Consider the following 18,076-nt stretch of genomic DNA (forward strand, 5'->3'; position numbering starts at 1 on the left):
TTCGCACACGCGAAGGCGGCCCGCGCCGCACATCGAGGGTGCACGGCGGGACCGCCTGCGGACGGTTCAGAACCGGTCGCTGGGCCGGTAGATCCCCCACACCTCGCGAAGCGTCCCGCAGACCTCGCCGACGGTGGCGCGGGCGCGCAGCGCCTCCTTCATCGGGTAGAGCACATTGGCGTCCCCCTCGGCGGCGGCGCGCAACTCCGTCAGGGCCCGCTCGACCGCGCCCGAGTCCCGCTCGGCGCGCAGCCGGGCCAACCGCTCCCCCTGGGCCGCCTCGATCGCCGGGTCCACCCGCAGCGGCTCGTACGGCTCCTCCTCGTCGATCTGGAACCGGTTGAGGCCGACCACCACCCGTTCACCCGAGTCGATCTCCTGGGCGATCCGGTACGCGGACTGCTCGATCTCCCGCTTCTGGAAGCCGGCCTCGATCGCGTCCACCGCCGACCCGTGGTCGAAGACCCGGTCCATCAGCTCGGTGGCCGCCGCCTCCACCTCGGCGGTCATCGCCTCCACCACGTACGACCCGGCGAACGGGTCGACGGTGGCGGTCAGGTCCGTCTCGTACGCCAGCACCTGCTGGGTCCGCAACGCCAGCCGGGCCGCCTTCTCGGTGGGCAGCGCGATGGCCTCGTCGAAGCTGTTGGTGTGCAGCGACTGGGTGCCGCCGAGCACCGCGCCGAGGCCCTGCACCGCCACCCGGACCAGGTTCACCTCCGGCTGCTGGGCGGTGAGCTGCACGCCCGCGGTCTGGGTGTGGAACCGAAGCATCATCGACTTCGGGTTCTTCGCGCCGAACTCGTCGCGCATCAGCCGGGCCCAGATCCGCCGGGCCGCGCGGAACTTGGCGACCTCCTCGAGCAGCGTGGTGCGGGCCACGAAGAAGAACGACAGCCGGGGCGCGAAGTCGTCCACGGCCAGCCCGGCGGCGAGCGCCGCGCGGACGTACTCCACGCCGTTGGCGAGCGTGAACGCGACCTCCTGCGCGGGCGACGCGCCGGCCTCGGCCATGTGGTAGCCGGAGATGGAGATGGTGTTCCACTTCGGCACCTCGGCCCGGCAGTAGGCGAAGGTGTCGGCGACCAGCCGCAGCGAGGGCTTCGGCGGGAAGATGTACGTCCCCCGGGCGATGTACTCCTTGAGGATGTCGTTCTGGATGGTGCCGTTGAGCGCCGCGCCGGGCACGCCGTTCTCCTCGGCCACCAGCTGGTAGAGCAGCAGCAGCACCGAGCCGGGCGCGTTGATGGTCATCGACGTGGAGACCTTGTCCAGCGGGATGCCCCCGAACAGCGTGCGCATGTCCTCGATGGAGTCGATGGCGACGCCGACCTTGCCCACCTCGCCGTGCGCGATCGGGTCGTCCGAGTCGTACCCCATCTGGGTCGGCAGGTCGAACGCGACGGACAGGCCCATGGTGCCGGCGCGCAGCAGCTGGTGGTAGCGCGCGTTGCTCTCGGTCGCGGTGCCGAACCCGGCGTACTGTCGCATGGTCCAGGGCCGGGACGTGTACATCGTCGGGTAGACGCCGCGGGTGTACGGGAACTCGCCCGGCTCGCCCAGCCGGGCGTCCAGCTCCGCCGGAAGGTCTGCCGCCGTGTAGACGCTCTGGATCGGGAAGCCCGACTCGCTTGACCGCGCATCGCTCATTACCGGATGGTAGGACGCGCGGACCGCCAGGTGGGTGAGGGATACCGCACACCTCACGGCGGCGACCCACCGGAGGTGAACGGGCGACCACATACCGTCGAGTAGGCAAACGCCCGCCGCGTCGGGTTTCGCATCGGGCGTCGGAACCAGCAAGATAGTGGGGTTGTGTCCCAGCCCCCTCGATATCCCCCGGTGGCTTTTCTGTGACTCAGATTCCGACGTGGAGCGGCGGACCGGCCAGTCCTCCCACTGGACGCGCAGCGCCCGGCACCACCATCGGTGGTCGCTACTCGCTGCGCTCCCCGGTGGGCAACGGAGGCATGGGCACGGTCTGGCGGGCCACAGACACGTTGCTGCGCCGTGATGTGGCGGTCAAGGAGGTCGTCCTCCCGCCGGGTCTCGCCCCGAGCGACCGCGACGCGCTCTACGAACGGACGCTGCGGGAGGCCCGCGCCGCCGCCGCGATCCAGCACCCGGCCGTGGTGCAGGTCTACGACGTGGTCACCGAGGGTGGCCGTCCGTGGATCGTGATGGAACTGCTGGACGCCCGCAGCCTGGCCGACATGGTGATCGAGGACGGGCCGGTCGCGCCGCGCGCCGTCGCCAAGATCGGGATCGCGCTGCTCGGCGCGCTGGAGGTGGCGCACGCGATCGGCGTGCTGCACCGCGACGTCAAGCCGGCGAACGTGCTGATCTGCACCGACGGCCGCTGCGTGCTCACCGACTTCGGCGTGGCCCGGATGCCCACCGACGTGCAGCTCACCACGCCCGGCATGGTGCTCGGCTCGCCGCACTTCATCTCGCCCGAGCGGGCCATGGGCCAGGAGTTCGGGCCGCCGAGCGACCTGTTCTCGCTCGGCGTGACGCTCTACACCGCGGTCGAGGGCCGGCCCCCGTTCGACAAGGGCGACCCGATCGAGACCATGCACGCCGTGGTCGAGGACCCGCCCGCCACGCCGCAACGCAGCGGCCCGCTCACCGGTGTGCTGATGGGGCTGCTGGAGAAGGACCCGGCCCGCCGGATGGACGTGCACCGGGCCCGGGCCAACCTGCGCGAGCTGCTCGCCGGCCCGCTGACCAGCACCGCCACCGCCGTCAACTCGGTCACCGACCCGTACGCGGTGGTGCCGGTGCCGCGCCCGACCACGCCGCCGGCGATCGCCGCGAAGCCGAACCCGAGCGGGCAGATCGGCGGCCGGGCGATGATCGGCCCGGACGAGTCGCTCACCGACCGGCTCGCCGCGCTGCGCCGCGGTGAACGGCCCACGGCCGAGAAGGGCGCGGCGGGTGCCGCCGCCCTCGACGAGACCAGCGCCGACGCGCTGGCCGGCCCGCTGCACACGCCGACCGGTGCGATGTCCGGGCCGGGCACGCCGGACGCCACCCGGCGCATCTCGCCGGACGCCACGGTCCGGCTCGGCCAGGGTGCCGCAGCGGACGCGACCCAGGCGGTGCCGACCGCCTACGGCCGCACCGTCGACGCCACCCAGCCGGTGTACGGCGGCGGCAACCAGTGGTCGGTACCCGGCACCGGCCAGCCGTGGACCACCCCGGCCACCGCGCCCGCGACCGGTGGTGGCGGCCCGGCCGGCGGTGCCAAGGGCCTGCTCGGCCGGGTGAAGGCGTGGCCGCGCAAGGTCCAGCTCGCCGCCGCCGGCGGCCTGGCCGTGGTGCTGCTGGTGAGCGTGATCGCGCTGACCAGCGGTGGTGACGACGCTCCCCCGCCGATCGTGGGCGCGCTGCCCTCGACCTCGGCGGCGGCCGCGCCCGAGATGCAGGAGCAGACCGTCAAGGGCGTGACCATCCAGGTGCCGAAGGGCTGGCAGCGGCAGACCGGCGGCCTCTACGTCGACTACGTCGACCCGGAGGACGAGGGCCGCAAGGTGCGGGTCATCGCCGAGCCGTGGGGCGGCACCTCGATCAGCTGGGCCGAGTTCGCCTCGCGGAACCTGAACAAGAACAGCACCAAGAGCAAGACCTGCCCGGCCCCCTACACCGAGGTGTCGGTCTCCGAGCAGCCGCTCGCCGGCCAGACCGCAGGCCAGCTCGAATACACCTGCGGCGAGGGTGAGTCCATGCGCCACGGCATCTGGCGGGGCGTGGTCAAGGACGGCAAGGTCTACTCGTTCTACCTCTCCTCGACCGACGCCCGGTTCGCCGAGAGCAAGCCGATCTTCGACGCGATGGTCGGCTCGTTCCAGCTCACGGCGGCCAACTGAGTCGAGGCCGACGGCCAGCGGTGATCCGCCGCCGTGCTTTCATGAGGCAATGGCGGCGGATACCACTGACCTTGACGACCTTCGCGGACGCGCCGAGCGCTGGCTCGCCGACGACCCGGACCCGGCCGACCGCGCCGAGCTGCGGGCGGTCCTCGACGGGCTGCCCGGGACGGCGGCCGACCTGGCCGACCGGTTCGCCGGTCCGCTGACCTTCGGCACCGCCGGGCTGCGCGGCCCGCTGCGCGCCGGGCCCAACGGCATGAACTTCGCCGTGGTCACCCAGGCCGCCGCCGGGCTCGTCGGCTGGCTCGCCGCCCAGGGCGGCGAGGGCCCGCTGGTGATCGGGTACGACGCCCGGCGCGGCTCCCGTGCGTTCGCCGAGCGCACCGCGCAGGTGGCCACCGGTGCGGGCCGCCCGGCGCTGCTGCTGCCCCGGCCGCTGCCCACGCCCGTGCTGGCGTTCGCGGTCCGGCAGCTCGGCGCGGTCGCCGGGGTGATGGTCACGGCCAGCCACAACCCGCCGCAGGACAACGGCTACAAGGTCTACCTGGGCGCGCAGCTCGGCGGTGAGCTGGGCGCGGGCGCGCAGATCGTGCCGCCCGCCGACGCCGGGATCGAGGCGGCCATCCGGGCGGTCGGCCCGCTCGCGGCGGTGCCGCTCGGCCCGGCCGAGCAGGTGCTCGGCGACGATCTGGTGGCCGCGTACGTCGAGCGGGCCGCCGCCGTCGTCGCCCCGGCCGGACCGCGGGACCTGAAGGTGGCGTACACGCCGCTGCACGGGGTGGGCGCCGCGGTGCTGACCGCCGCGTTCGCGCGCGCCGGATTCGGCGTGCCCGGCATGGTGCCCGAGCAGGCCGAGCCGGACCCCGCGTTCCCGACCGTGAGCTTCCCCAACCCCGAGGAGCCGGGCGCGGTGGACCTGCTGGTCGCGCTCGCCGACCGCACCGGCGCGGACCTGGCCGTCGCCAACGACCCGGACGCGGACCGCTGCGCGGTGGCGGTACGCGACGCCGGTTCCTGGCGGATGCTGCGCGGCGACGAGGTGGGCGCCCTGCTCGCCGACCACCTGATGCGGCGCGGCGTGACCGGCCTGTACGCGACCACCATCGTGTCGTCGGCGCTGCTGCGGGCCATGACGGCGGCCCGGGGCCTGCCCTACGACGAGACGCTCACCGGGTTCAAGTGGATCGTCCGGGCCGGCGGGGTCCGGGAGCCGCTGGTGTACGGCTACGAGGAGGCGCTCGGCTACTGCGTCGCGCCGGCTCACGTACGCGACAAGGACGGCATCACCGCCGCGCTGACGGTCGCCGAGCTGGCGGCCGGCCTCAAGGCGGAGGGCCGTACGCTCCTCGACCGGCTCGACGAACTGGCCGCCGAGTTCGGCGTGCACCACACCGAGCAGCTCTCGGTCCGGGTGGAGGACCTGCGGGTGATCGCGGACGCGATGGCACGGATCCGGGCGGCCACTCCGGCGGCGCTGCTCGGGCAGCCGGTGACCGAGGCGTCCGACCTGCTTCCCGACGCGGACGTGGTGATCCTGCGTACCGACGCGGCCCGGGTGGTGATCCGGCCGTCGGGCACCGAGCCGAAGCTGAAGGCGTACCTGGAGGTGGTGGAGCCGGTGCGCGGCGGCGACGTGCCGGCGGCCCGGCAGCGGGCTCGGGCCGCCGTCACCGAGCTGCGCAACGAGATCGCCGCCGCCCTGGGCCTCTGACCACTGGATGGAAGGAAGGGCCCCTTGTTAACGCCTGGCGTTAACAAGGGGCCCTTCCTCTACCGGAGGCGTTAAAAGGGGGCCCTTCCTTACCGCTTGCCCAGGGCGGCGTCGACGGCCTGACCCAGGGCGGCGATGACCAGGCTGATCGACGGGCGTACCACGCTGTCGTCCAGGCTCACCGTGCCGGAGAACCCGGCGCCGGCGGCGATCTCCTCCAGGCGCCGGCCGGCGTTCTCGGCGGCCGGGCCGGTCAGCCCCAGCGCCGGTTCCATCCGCAGCACCGCAACGAGCGTGGCCAGCGCGGCGGTCCGCTCGTCCGGGAGCTGCCCGCTGGTCAGCGCGTCGGCCAGCCGCCGCCGGATGTCCGCCTCGACCGAGGCGTCGGCCACCGGGTAGCGGTGCACGTGGATGAAGCCCAGCTCGGTCTCGTCCACGTCCCGCACCACGCCCCGGCCGCAGAGGTCGGACAGGATCCGGTCGCGCAGGCCGTGCCGCAGTCGCTGCACCCACGACGACGGACTGTGCGGCGTGTCCGCGGCCATCTTGGCGAGTACGGCGTCCGCGATCGGCTCGCCGGTCGGGGCCGGGTCGACCACCGCCAGGTTCCCGTCCGCGTACGCGACCCGTCCGGCCAGGGCCAGCTCGACCAGCACCGCCGCGGCCATGCCCAGGTCCAGGCTGATCCGCGGCATGGTGGCCTTGCCGGTTTCGTCGTCATACGCGAGGAGCAGCAGCTCCTCGGCGAGCGCAACACCAGTCATGGCCCGGAACGCTAGCGCCTCCCCGCATCCCCGCGCATCGACTCGCCGGGGTCGCCCGATTCACGGCGAGAGGGCCCTTCCCGGGGGGAATAGAGCCCTCTCCACCGAATCGCCGGAACGCCGGAGTGCCGAGTGCCGGAGTGCCGAATCGCCGGTGTGCCGGGTCAGAAGCGGGGCATGCCGCCGAACTGGCGGTCACCGGCGTCACCCAGGCCGGGGACGATGAACTTCGAGTCGTTCAGTCCTTCGTCGATCGAGGCGGTGACCAGGCGCAGCGGCAGCCCGGAGCGCTCCAGCCGCTCGATGCCGACCGGCGCGGCCAGCACGCAGAGCACTGTGATGTCGGTGCAGCCCCGGTCGGCGAGCAGCCGGCAGCAGTGCTCCAGCGAGCCGCCGGTGGCGAGCATCGGGTCGAGCACCAGCACCGGCAGGCCGGCGAGGTCGCGCGGCAGCGACTCCATGTACGCGCGGGGCTCGTACGTCTCCTCGTCGCGGGCCAGGCCGACGAAGCCCATCGACGACTCGGGCAGCAGGCCGAGCGCGGCGTCGGCCATGCCGAGACCGGCCCGCAGCACCGGCACCAGCAGCGGCGGGTTCGCCAGCCGGGTGCCCTCGGTGGCGGTGACCGGGGTCTGGATCGAGTACTTCTCGACCGGGAAGGAGCGCGCGGCCTCGTACACCAGCATGGTGGTGAGTTCGCGCAGCGCGGCCCGGAACGACGACGAGTCGGTCCGGGCGTCCCGCATGGCGGTCAGCCGCGTCTGGGCGAGCGGATGGTCAATGACGTGTACGTCCACGATCGCTCAACCTACCGTTTACCGGCCCGGCTCAGGGCGGGTGCGGTCCGACCAGCGACCCCGCTCACGTGCGGCACTTGCAAGTGACCAAGATCACTCGACTCGCGGGTGCGTACTATTCGGGGCATGACGGCGACAACGACGTCGGCCCGGTCGGACCTCACCGAGCTGGGACGATCCGAGACCGCTCTGCGGACCTTCCTGCACGGGCTGCCCGGCGTGGACCAGGTCGGCGCGGAGCAGCGGGCGGCGCAACTCGGCACCCGCTCCATCAAGACCACTGCGAAGGCCGAGGCGATCGACCTGGCGATCCGGATGGTCGACCTGACCACCCTCGAAGGGGCGGACACCCCGGGCAAGGTACGGGCGCTGGCGGCCAAGGCACTGCGCCCCGACCCGGCCGACCCGAGCTGCCCGCATGTCGGCGCCGTCTGCGTCTATCCGGCGATGGTCCCGCACGTGGCCGAGGTGTTGCGCGGCAGCGGGGTGCACCTGGCCAGCGTGGCGACCGCGTTCCCGTCCGGCCAGGCGCCACTGGAGATCAAGCTCGCCGACGTGCGCGCGGCGGTCGAGGCGGGCGCGGACGAGATCGACATGGTGATCAACCGGGGCGCGTTCCTGGCCGGGCGCTACTCCGAGGTCTACGACGAGATCAAGGCGGTCAAGGAGGCCTGCGGCTCTGCTGACGGCGGTCGCCAGGGGCGACCGGCAGCCCACCTCAAGGTCATCCTGGAGACCGGTGAGCTGGCCACGTACGACAACGTGCGGCGCGCGTCCTGGCTCGCCATGCTCGCGGGCGGCGACTTCATCAAGACCTCCACCGGCAAGGTTCCGGTAGCGGCCACGCCGCCGGTGACGCTGGTGATGCTGGAGGCGGTCCGCGACTTCCGCGCCGCCACCGGGCGTCAGGTCGGCGTCAAGCCGGCCGGTGGCATCAAGACCACCAAGGACGCGATCAAGTACCTGGTCATGGTCAACGAGACAGTCGGCGCGGACTGGCTGAGCCCGGACTGGTTCCGGTTCGGCGCGTCAAGCCTGCTCAACGACCTGCTCATGCAGCGCACCAAGCTGACCACCGGCGTCTACGCCGGCCCCGACTACTTCACCCTGGACTGAACGCGATGTTCGAATACGCACCCGCCCCCGAGTCCCGCTCGGTGGTGGACATCAAGCCCTCGTACGGGCTCTTCGTCGACGGCGCGTTCGTCGACCCGGCCTCCGGCGGCAGCTTCAAGTCGGTGAACCCGGCCTCCGAGGAGGTGCTGGCCGAGATCGCCGAGGCCGGAGCCGACGACGTGGACCGCGCGGTCCGCGCCGCGCGGAGCGCGTACGAGAAGGTCTGGGGTTCGATGCCGGGCCGCGACCGGGCCAAGTACCTGTTCCGGATCGCCCGGATCATCCAGGAGCGCTCGCGCGAGCTGGCCGTGCTGGAGTCGCTGGACAACGGCAAGCCGATCAGGGAGTCGCGCGACGTCGACCTGCCGCTGGTCGCCGCGCACTTCTTCTACTACGCGGGCTGGGCCGACAAGCTCCCCCACGCGGGCTTCGGCCCGGACCCGAAGCCGCTCGGCGTGGCGGCGCAGGTGATCCCGTGGAACTTCCCGCTGCTCATGCTGGCGTGGAAGATCGCTCCGGCGCTCGCCGCCGGCAACACGGTGGTGCTCAAGCCGGCCGAGACGACCCCGCTGACCGCGCTGCTGTTCGCCGAGATCTGCCAGCAGGCCGACCTGCCGGCCGGTGTGGTGAACATCGTCACCGGCGCCGGTGACACCGGCCGGGCGCTGGTCGAGCACCCGGGCGTGGACAAGGTGGCGTTCACCGGCTCCACCGAGGTCGGGCGCGCCATCGCCCGCGCGGTCGCCGGCTCCCGCAAGAAGCTCACGCTGGAGCTGGGCGGCAAGGCCGCGAACATCGTCTTCGACGACGCCCCGATCGACCAGGCCGTCGAGGGGATCGTCAACGGCATCTTCTTCAACCAGGGGCACGTCTGCTGCGCCGGTTCCCGGCTGCTGGTCCAGGAGTCGGTGGCCGACCGGGTGCTGGAGTCGCTCAAGCGCCGGATGGCCCAGCTCCGGGTCGGCGACCCGCTGGACAAGAACACCGACGTCGGCGCGATCAACTCGGCCGCGCAGCTCGCCCGCATCCGGGAGCTGTCCGACGCCGGGTCCGCCGAGGGCGCGGAGCGCTGGTCGCCGCCGTGCGAGCTGCCCGAGCGCGGCTTCTGGTTCGCGCCGACCATCTTCACCGGGGTCACTCAGGCGCACCGGATCGCCCGCGAGGAGATCTTCGGCCCGGTGCTGTCGGTGCTCACGTTCCGCACCCCGGCGGAGGCCGTCGAGAAGGCCAACAACACGCCGTACGGGCTGTCGGCCGGGATCTGGACCGACAAGGGTTCCCGGATCCTGTGGCTGGCCGACCGGCTGCGCGCGGGCGTGGTGTGGGCCAACACGTTCAACAAGTTCGACCCGACGTCGCCGTTCGGCGGCTACAAGGAGTCGGGCTACGGTCGCGAGGGCGGCCGGCACGGGCTGGAGGGGTACCTCAATGTCTGAGCGGGTCGCGGTACGCAAGACGTACAAGCTCTTCATCGGCGGGAAGTTCCCGCGCAGCGAGTCGGGACGGTCGTATCTGGTGCAGTCGGCGAACGTGTCTCTTGCCTCCCGGAAGGACGCGCGGGACGCGGTCGTCGCCGCCCGTGCCGCGGTGAAGGGGTGGGCCGGGGCGACCGCGTACAACAGGGGTCAGATCCTCTACCGGGTCGCCGAGATGCTGGAGGGCCGGCGCGCGCAGTTCGTGGCCCTGGGCGTCCCGGCCGACGAGGTGGACGCGGCGATCGACCGCTGGGTCTGGTACGCGGGCTGGTCCGACAAGGTCGCCCAGGTGTACGGCAGCGCCAACCCGGTGGCCGGCCCGTACTTCAACCTGTCCGCGCCGGAGCCGACCGGCGTGGTGGCGGCGGTGGCACCCGAGGAGCCCGCGCTGCTCGGCCTGGTGAGCGTGATCGCCCCGGCGATCGTCACCGGCAACACGGTGGTGGTGGCCGCCTCCCCGGCGGCGCCGCTGGCGGCGGTGACGCTGGCCGAGGTGCTCGCCACCTCCGACCTGCCCGGCGGGGTGGTCAACATCCTCACCGGCCGGCTGACCGAGACCGTGCCGACGCTCGCCGCGCACATGGACGTCAACGCGCTCGACCTGACCGGCGTCGCCGACGCCGAGCTGGCCGCCGACCTGGAGATCAAGGCCGCGGAGAACCTCAAGCGGGTGCTCCGGCCGGCCCCGGCCGGCCACGACTGGTACGCCGACCCCGGCATCACCCGGCTGACCACGCTGCTGGAGACCAAGACGGTCTGGCATCCGAAGGGCGTCTGACTCGACGCAGTCCGGTCCGGCCCGAAGTGGCGGCACTCCCACCCGGGTTGCCGCCACTTCCCGTTCCCGCACCTCCAAGAACAACACCAGCACGGCGAAGTGGCCGCATCAGGTCACCCCGGATACCGCCACCTCCCCGAACTGGTGTTGATCTTCGGGAACGGGAACAGGAACCGGGGCGGCGGAGGGGCTCTACTACCGGGGGTAGGATTGACGGGTGACTCGGCTGGGGGACCTTGAGCGTGCGGTGATGGACGTGCTGTGGGACGCGGCGCCCGCCTCGTCGGGCGGCGTGACGGTGCGCGAGGTCGCCGACGCCCTGGACGGGCGGGAACTGGCCTACACCACGGTGATGACCGTGCTCGACCGGCTCGCCGGCAAGGGCATGGTGCAGCGCGAACGGGAGGGCCGCGCCTGGCGGTACCGTCCGGCCGCCACCCGCGAGGCGCACATCGCCCAGCTCATGCTCGAAGCCCTCGACCTCGGCGGCAGCCGGGACGCCGCACTCGTGCGCTTCGCCCGCTCGGTGACCGGCACGGAGGCGGACGTGCTCCGCGCCGCACTCGGCGCCGAGGCCGGGGCGACGGTCGAGGACGGACCGGCCGGCCGGGTCGAGAACCCCCGGCCCGGTCGGCCGGCGCTCGACGAGGCGACGGACCGGTAGGGCGGCTGCCGTGGCGTACGCCCTGCACTTCGCCGCGATCATCCTGGCCTGCTGGCTGACCGCGCAGGTCCTCGCCGCCGCGCGCTGGACCTGGCGGGCACCCCGGGTGGCGATCATCTGCTGGCAGGCGGTCGGGCTGGCGCTCGGCCTGTCGGCCATGGGGCTGCCGATGGCGCTGGGGCTCGACGCGTACGACCGGGCGACCGGGTACGCGCTGCTGGCCCTGGCCGACGACCTGGCCCACGGCACGCTGCCGGCCGGGGTGGGCGCGGTGCACCTCAGCCTGGTCGGCGTCGGTCTCGGCATCGGCGCGGTGCTGCTCACCACGACGGTGCGCAGCCTGCACGGGGCGGTCCGCGCCCAGCGCCGGCACCGGGAGCTGTTGCACCTGGTGGCCCGGCGTGACCCCACGGTGCCCGGCGCGCTGGTGCTCGACCACCCGAGCGCGGCGGCGTACTGCCTGCCGGGGGTGCGTCCCCGGGTGGTGGTGAGCGCGGGCACGCTCGACCTGCTCGACCCGGCCGAACTGGCGGCGGTGCTCACCCACGAGCGGGCGCACGCCCAGGAGCGGCACGACCTGGTGCTGTTGCCGTTCACCGCGCTGTGCCGGGCGCTGCCCTGGTTCCGGTGGGTGCGGGACGCGCACGCGCGGGTGGCGCTGCTGGTCGAGATGCGCGCCGACGACAAGGCCCGGGAGCTGCACGCGGAGGCTCCGCTGGCCGGTGCGCTGCGCCGGTTCGCCGCCGCCGAGCACCGGGTCCAGCCGGCCGGCACGCTCGGACTCGGCGATCGCGACCTCGACGTACGCGTGCAGCGGCTGCTCGTCGCGGACCGGCCGCCGCGGGTGCTCGGCGCGATGGCGCTGGCGGTCGCCGGCACGCTCGTCTCCCTTCCGGTCGCCCTGTTCCTGAGCTGATCCGGGCCTCGCCCCTACGGGACTTCTCCGGGTTCGCGCGCCTTGATAGGTAGACAGCCTATGTGTAGGTTGGCTACGACAAGTGAGCCAACCCATGGGAGGACGACAGTGGACCCGCTGCTCCTCGCCCGCCTCCAGTTCGCCACCACCACCTCGATCCACTTCCTGTTCGTGGCGGTCACGCTCGGCCTGGTCACGCTCCTGGTCGGGTTGCAGACGGCCGGCTACCTCACCGGCAAGCCGGCGTACGAGCGACTGACCCGGTTCTGGGGCCAGCTCTACGTGATCAACTATGTGCTCGGCATCGCCACCGGCATCGTCATGGAGTTCCAGTTCGGCCTGAACTGGAGCGGGCTGTCGCGCTACGTCGGGAACGTGTTCGGCGCGCCGCTCGCCATCGAGACGCTCGTCGCGTTCTTCCTGGAGTCCACGTTCCTCGGCATGTGGATCTTCGGGTGGCACCGGCTGCGGCGCGGCGTGCACCTGGCACTGCTCTGGGGTGTGGCGGTCACCGCGTACGCCTCGGCCTTCTGGATCATGGTGGCGAACGCCTGGCTCCAGAACCCGGTCGGATACGAGGTCCGCGACGGCGTCGCCCACCTCACCGACTTCGGCGCGCTGCTCACCAACCCCACGTTCGGCATGGCGTTCGGCCACGTCATCTCGGCGAGCCTGGTCACCGGCGGCCTGTTGATGGCGGCGGTGAGCGCCTGGCACCTGCTGCGGCGTACCACCGACTACGCGCTCTTCCGCACCTCGCTGCGGCTCGGCCTGGTCACCGCGGCCCTGGCGGTCACCACGCTCCAGGGCTTCGGCTTCGCCCAGTTCGGCCCGGTCGGGCAGCTCCAGCCGACCAAGTTCGGCGGTGGGCCGGACCGGGACGCGCTCGTCGCCGACTGGACCGCGCGGTTCGGCCCCGGCGACTGGGAACCGCCGGTGCTCTCCGACGTCGGCCTCGGCTTCATGATCCTGATCGGCTTCACGCTCGGCGCCGTCTGGCTCCTGCTGCCGCTGCTCTGGCGCGACTGGATCATCCGGCTGAAGGCGCCGCTCTGGCTGATCCTGCTCGGCCTGCCGCTGCCGTTCGTGGCGATGCTGCTCGGCTGGATCGCCCGCGAGGTCGGCCGCCAGCCCTGGGCCGCGTACGGGCTGCTGCCCACCGCGCAGGCCGTCTCGCCGGTCTCACCCGGGCTGATGCTCACCTCGCTGATCGGGTTCAGCCTGCTGCTCGGCGCGCTCGCGGTGACCAACTGGATGCTGCTGGCCCGGCACGCCGCCCGCGGCGCGCACGACCCCGCGCTCGGCCGGCCGCCCGCGCCCGACACCGACGCCCACCACCAGCCCGTGTTCGTCTGAGGGAGCCCGCCGTGGAACTCGCCTGGTACGCCCTGCTCGGCCTCTTCTTCGCCACCTACCTCGTGCTCGGCGGCTACGACTACGGCGTCGGCCTGCTGCTGGCCCGGCGCGGCCCGGCACCGGGCAGCCGGACCACCCTCACCGCGCTCGGGCCGTTCTTCCTCGGCAACGAGGTCTGGCTGGTGGCGGCCGTGGGCATCCTGTTCGGCGCGTTCCCCCGGCTGGAGGGTGAGCTGCTCGCCGGCCTCTACCCGGCCGTGCTCGCCGCGCTGACCGGGGTGGTGCTGGTGACCGCCGGGGTGCAGCTGCGCAGCCGCCCGGCCGCCGCCACCGCCCGCGCCCGCTGGGACCGCCTGGTGGTGGTCGGCTGCGTGCTCGCCGCGCTGGGCTGGGGCGCGGTGCTCGCCGGGCTGCTTCAGGGCGTGCCGCTCGGCGCGGACGGCCATGTGGTCGGCGCCGGTCATCTCGCCACCCCGTTCGTCGCCGCCGCCGGGCTGGCGCTGCTCGCGCTGGTGGCGGTGCACGGTGCGACGTTCCTCACGCTCCGGCTGCCCGCCGCCGAGGCCCCGGCGCTCGCCCGGCTGGCGACCGGCCTGGTGCCCGCCGCGCTCGTCGCCGTCGCCTCGGCCACCGTCCTGGGCCTGCTCTCCGATCGGGTACGCGCCGCGGTGGCGCGCCCGGCGGTGGCCGTACTCCTGCCGTTGGCGCTCGTGGCGGCGCTGCTGACGGCCCGCGCGGCGCTACGCCGGGGCCGGGCCGGGACGGCCTTCGCGGCGACCGCGACGGCGCTGGCGCTGCCCGCGCCGCTGATCGGGGCCGCGCTCTGGCCCCGGATCCTGGTCTCCACGACCGACCCGGCGGCGTCGCTGACGGTGGCCGAAGCGGCCGCCAGCCGGCCGACGCTGGCGCTGTTGGGATGGCTCGCGCTACCGCTCGTGCCGGCCCTACTAGGCTTTCAGGCGATGTGCTGGTGGGTGTTCCGGGGACGGATCGACGGCAGGGCACCGGTGTACTGGTGAACCGCCGCCCGTTCGACCCGCGTCTGCTGCGCCGGGTCCCCGCGGCCCGGCGCGACCTCGCCGTGCTCGCGGTGCTGGGCGGGCTCACCGCGCTACTGGTCGTCGCGCAGGCCACCGCGCTGGCGACACTACTGGCGACGGCGTTCGACGGGCGGCTGCACCAGCAGGCGCTGGCCGGGTTCGTGGCCGCGGTCGCCGGGCGGGCACTTGTGAGCTGGGCCCAGGGCACGGTGGCGGCGCGGGCCGCCGCCACGGTCAAGGCGGCGCTGCGCGCCGACCTGCTCGGCGCGGTCGGTCGGCACGGACCCACCTGGGTCGCCGGGCAGCGCGCGGGGCAGCTCGCCACGCTGGCCGGGCGCGGTCTGGACGCGCTCGACCCGTACTTCACCGGCTACCTGCCGCAGCTCGTGCTGAGCGTGACGGTGCCGGTGGCGGTGCTGGCCCGGATCGTGTTCGCCGACTGGAGCTCGGCGCTGATCATCGCGCTCACCATCCCGCTCATCCCGATCTTCGGCGCGCTGCTCGGCTGGCAGGCGCAGGCCGCCACCGAACGGCAGTGGCGGCGGCTGTCGCTGCTCGGCGGGCACTTCCTCGACATGGTGGCCGGGCTGCCCACGCTGCGCGCGTTCGGCCGGTCCCGGGGGCAGGTCGACGTGGTACGCCGGATGGCCGACGGCCACCGCCAGGCCACCATGAAGACGCTGCGGATCGCGTTCCTGTCCGCGCTGGTGCTGGAACTGGTCGCCACGCTCTCCGTCGCGCTGGTCGCGGTGCCGGTCGGCATCCGGCTGCTCGGCGGCGGCCTCACGCTCTCCACCGCGCTGCTGGTGCTGCTGCTCACCCCGGAGGCGTACCTGCCGCTGCGCGCCGCGGGCAGCCGGTTCCACGCCAGCATGGAAGGGCTCACCGCGCTGGACGAGGCGCTCACGCTCTCCGCCGCCGACGCACCCGCCGCCACCGCCGAGCCCCGGCGTCCGGCGCCGGACGGCCGGGGCGAGATCCGCTTCGAGGGCGTGACAGTCGCGTACGACCGCACCACCGCGCTGCGCGACGTCACGCTGGCCGTCCGGCCGGGCGACCGGGTGGCGATCATCGGGCCCAGCGGTGCGGGCAAGAGCACCCTGCTCAACCTGCTGCTCGGCTTCGTCGCACCCACCACGGGCCGGGTCACAGTCGACGGGGTGGACCTGGCCGGGGCCGACCTCGACGCCTGGCGGCGCGAGCTGGCCTGGGTGCCGCAGCGCGCGCACCTGTTCGCCGGGTCGCTCGCCGACAACATCCGCCTCGGCGCACCGGACACCCCGGACGACGTGCTCGCCGCGGCGGTCACCGGCGCCGCGCTGGACGAGGTGGTCGACGCGCTGCCCGACGGGCTGGAGACCTGCCTCGGCGAGCGCGGCCACGGCCTGTCCAGCGGGCAGCGGCAGCGGGTCGCCCTGGCTCGCGCGTTCCTGCGGGACGCACCGATCGTGCTCCTCGACGAGCCGACCGCGCGGCTGGACAGCGCCAGCGAGGCTGTGGTGCTGGACGCGACCCGGCGGCTGGTCGCCGGCCGTACCGCGCTGCTCGTCGCGCACCGGCCCGCGCTGCTCGCCGACGCCGACCGGATCCTGCGCGTCGAGGACGGCCGGGTCACCGAGCTGCACACGGCCGCCACCGGAGCGGTGGCGCCCCGATGATCCCCGTCTCCCCCGCCCGCCCGGCGGTGACCCGGTGACCGCAGGCGACGGCGTCACGCCGGTGGGCCGCGAGCCGGCCGGGCCGACCGGAGTGCCCATGGCCCCCTCCGGCACGCCGGAGCCGCCCACGACCGCCCTACCCGGCGCCGAGCGGGCGGTGCTGCGTCTGGCCCGGCCGTACCTGAGCCGGCTGCTCGGCGCGGGGCTGCTCGCCGCCGCGACCGAGTTCGCCGGCCTGGCGCTGATGGCCACCGCCACCTGGCTGCTGATGAGCGCCGCCGGCCGGCCGCCGCTGGACCGGCTGACGGTGGCCATCGTCGCGGTCCGGGCGCTGGCGGTCAGCCGGGGCGTGTTCCGGTACACCGAACGGCTCGCCGGGCACGACGCTGTCCTCCGCATGATCACCGACGTACGGGCCCGCGTCTTCGCCACGCTCGCCGCCCGGCGCGAGACCGGCCGCCGTACCGGGGACGCGCTGAGCCGGCTGGTCTCCGACGTGGAGGCGGCCCAGGACCTGCTCCTGCGCGTCCTCGTACCGGGAGCGGCAGCGGCCCTGGTCAGCGTGCTCGCCGTCGGCGTCGCCGCGCTGATCTCACCGCCGGCCGCCGGCGTGCTCGCGATCGGCCTGCTCGTGGCGGGCGTGGCGCTCCCCGCGCTCGCCTCCCGGATCACCCGCCGCGCCGCCGACGAGGTGGCCCCGCTGCGGGGCGCGCTCGCCGTGGACGCGGTCGACCTCACCCACGGTGCCGCCGACCTGGCCGCGTTCGGGGCGACCGGCGCGGCGCTCGCCGCCGCCGACGAGCGGGCCGGACGGCTGGCCCGGCTGGAACGCCGGCTCGCCGCCACCGGCTTCGCGGTGGACGCGCTCGGCGTCCTCGTGGCCGGTCTCACCGCCGCCGCCGTGGTGGTCGTGGCGCTGCGCGCCGAGGTCGGCGGCGTGCTGGTCGGCGTCCTCGCGGTCGGCTCGCTCGCCGCCGTGGAGGTGGCGCTCGCGCTCGTCGCGGCGGCACGCCAGCGGACCCAGTTGCGGGCCGGACTGGCTCGCGTCGCCGACCTGCTCACCGCACCCGTTCCGGCGACGCCGACAGACGCGCCGGTGCCCGGGACCGACGGCCACGACGTGCGGTTCTCCGGTGTGACGGTCCGCTACCGGGCGGGCGCCGCCCCCGCGCTGGCCGGGTTCGACCTCGACCTGCCGGCCGGCCTCCGGGTGGCGGTGGTCGGGCCGAGCGGCGCCGGCAAGAGCACGCTCGCCGCGGTGCTCACCGGCGCGGTACGCCCCGGCACCGGCGAGGTCACCGCAGGTGGCGTGCCGGTGTCCGAGATACCGGCCGAACACCTGCCCCGGGTGGTCGGCGGCCTGCTCGCCGAGGCGTACGTCTTCCACGCCACGGTCAAGGAGAACCTGCTCCTCGGCCGTCCGGACGCCACCGAGGCGGACCTGGTCGCCGCGACCCGGGCGGCCGGCCTGCTCGACTGGGTACACGAGCAGCCCGACGGCTGGGACACGGTGGTCGGCGAGCAGGGCGGGCAGCTCTCCGGCGGGCAACGGCAGCGGCTCGCGCTGGCCCGGGCGCTGCTGGCCGCACCGCCGGTGCTGGTGCTCGACGAGCCGACCGAGGGGCTCGATCCGGCGGCTGCCGACGCGGTGCTGGACTCCGCGCTCGCCGCCACCCCGGCCGGGCACTCGGTGCTGCTGATCAGCCACCGACTCAGCGGTCTGGCCGGGCTGGACGAGATCGTGGTGCTCGAAGGCGGCCGGATCGTGCAGCGCGGCCGGCACGACGAGCTGGTGGCACGTCCCGGCTGGTACCGGGAGCAGTGGCTGCGGCAGGAGGCGGCGGAGCGCGGCTACCTGGCGATCACACCCTGACACCCGGCCGATCGGGGTTTTCCCTGACGCGGGTGCCGCCCGCCGGTGGCAGGCTT

General features: G+C 74.0%; 14 protein-coding genes. 11 read left to right on the plus strand and 3 right to left on the minus strand.

Annotated elements, in window-relative coordinates:
* Nucleotides 1–66: 66 nt before the first annotated feature.
* The gene (locus GA0070215_RS17690; protein WP_018786095.1) at nt 67–1,650 is read right to left on the minus strand and encodes an acyl-CoA mutase large subunit family protein; all 1,584 of its coding nucleotides are present in this window, start codon (nt 1,648–1,650) and stop codon (nt 67–69) included.
* A gap of 203 nt (nt 1,651–1,853) precedes the next feature.
* Between GA0070215_RS17690 and GA0070215_RS17695 the strand changes: the two genes are divergently transcribed.
* Nucleotides 1,854–3,869: a serine/threonine-protein kinase gene (locus tag GA0070215_RS17695; protein WP_036345685.1), complete on the plus strand. Its 2,016-nt coding sequence runs from the start codon at nt 1,854–1,856 to the stop codon at nt 3,867–3,869.
* Nucleotides 3,870–3,918: 49 nt separating this feature from the next.
* Complete coding sequence (locus GA0070215_RS17700; RefSeq protein ID WP_091047565.1) at nt 3,919–5,583, plus strand: phospho-sugar mutase; 1,665 nt, start codon at nt 3,919–3,921, stop codon at nt 5,581–5,583.
* Nucleotides 5,584–5,672: 89 nt separating this feature from the next.
* Here the strand turns inward: GA0070215_RS17700 and GA0070215_RS17705 are convergent, their stop codons facing one another.
* Both GA0070215_RS17705 and upp read right to left on the minus strand, forming a co-directional pair.
* A complete protein-coding gene (locus tag GA0070215_RS17705; protein WP_091047568.1) occupies nt 5,673–6,347 on the minus strand; it encodes a GOLPH3/VPS74 family protein in 675 nt (224 codons plus the stop codon).
* A gap of 164 nt (nt 6,348–6,511) precedes the next feature.
* The gene (gene upp / locus GA0070215_RS17710) at nt 6,512–7,144 is read right to left on the minus strand and encodes a uracil phosphoribosyltransferase (RefSeq protein ID WP_018786091.1); all 633 of its coding nucleotides are present in this window, start codon (nt 7,142–7,144) and stop codon (nt 6,512–6,514) included.
* A gap of 126 nt (nt 7,145–7,270) precedes the next feature.
* Here upp and deoC point away from each other — a divergent pair, with 126 nt between their 5' ends.
* From deoC to cydC, 9 genes are all read left to right on the plus strand, one after another.
* Nucleotides 7,271–8,260, plus strand: a complete 990-nt coding sequence (deoC, locus tag GA0070215_RS17715) for a deoxyribose-phosphate aldolase (protein WP_018786090.1) — start codon at nt 7,271–7,273, stop codon at nt 8,258–8,260.
* A gap of 5 nt (nt 8,261–8,265) precedes the next feature.
* Complete coding sequence (locus GA0070215_RS17720) at nt 8,266–9,696, plus strand: aldehyde dehydrogenase family protein (RefSeq protein WP_091047572.1); 1,431 nt, start codon at nt 8,266–8,268, stop codon at nt 9,694–9,696.
* Nucleotides 9,689–10,513 carry an aldehyde dehydrogenase family protein gene (locus GA0070215_RS17725; protein ID WP_091047575.1) on the plus strand — a complete coding sequence of 275 codons (825 nt, stop codon included), beginning with the start codon at nt 9,689–9,691 and terminating at the stop codon, nt 10,511–10,513. Before GA0070215_RS17720 ends, GA0070215_RS17725 begins: the two co-directional genes overlap by 8 nt.
* Before the next feature lie 217 nt (nt 10,514–10,730).
* Nucleotides 10,731–11,177 carry a BlaI/MecI/CopY family transcriptional regulator gene (locus tag GA0070215_RS17730; protein WP_026268060.1) on the plus strand — a complete coding sequence of 149 codons (447 nt, stop codon included), beginning with the start codon at nt 10,731–10,733 and terminating at the stop codon, nt 11,175–11,177.
* A 10-nt stretch (nt 11,178–11,187) separates the two neighbouring features.
* Nucleotides 11,188–12,093, plus strand: coding sequence for a M56 family metallopeptidase (locus GA0070215_RS17735; RefSeq protein WP_091047578.1), 906 nt, complete (start codon nt 11,188–11,190; stop codon nt 12,091–12,093).
* A gap of 108 nt (nt 12,094–12,201) precedes the next feature.
* The gene (locus GA0070215_RS17740) at nt 12,202–13,449 is read left to right on the plus strand and encodes a cytochrome ubiquinol oxidase subunit I (protein WP_091047580.1); all 1,248 of its coding nucleotides are present in this window, start codon (nt 12,202–12,204) and stop codon (nt 13,447–13,449) included.
* An 11-nt stretch (nt 13,450–13,460) separates the two neighbouring features.
* Nucleotides 13,461–14,468, plus strand: coding sequence for a cytochrome d ubiquinol oxidase subunit II (locus tag GA0070215_RS17745; RefSeq protein ID WP_091047583.1), 1,008 nt, complete (start codon nt 13,461–13,463; stop codon nt 14,466–14,468).
* The gene (cydD, locus tag GA0070215_RS17750) at nt 14,465–16,147 is read left to right on the plus strand and encodes a thiol reductant ABC exporter subunit CydD (protein WP_018786083.1); all 1,683 of its coding nucleotides are present in this window, start codon (nt 14,465–14,467) and stop codon (nt 16,145–16,147) included. The genes GA0070215_RS17745 and cydD overlap by 4 nt, the downstream gene beginning before the upstream one ends.
* A 97-nt stretch (nt 16,148–16,244) precedes the next feature.
* Complete coding sequence (cydC, locus tag GA0070215_RS17755) at nt 16,245–18,020, plus strand: thiol reductant ABC exporter subunit CydC (protein WP_244167037.1); 1,776 nt, start codon at nt 16,245–16,247, stop codon at nt 18,018–18,020.
* Nucleotides 18,021–18,076 lie beyond the last annotated feature (56 nt).

Origin of the sequence: Micromonospora marina (assembly GCF_900091565.1) — a bacterium.
Classification (GTDB): Bacteria; Actinomycetota; Actinomycetes; order Mycobacteriales; family Micromonosporaceae; genus Micromonospora; species Micromonospora marina.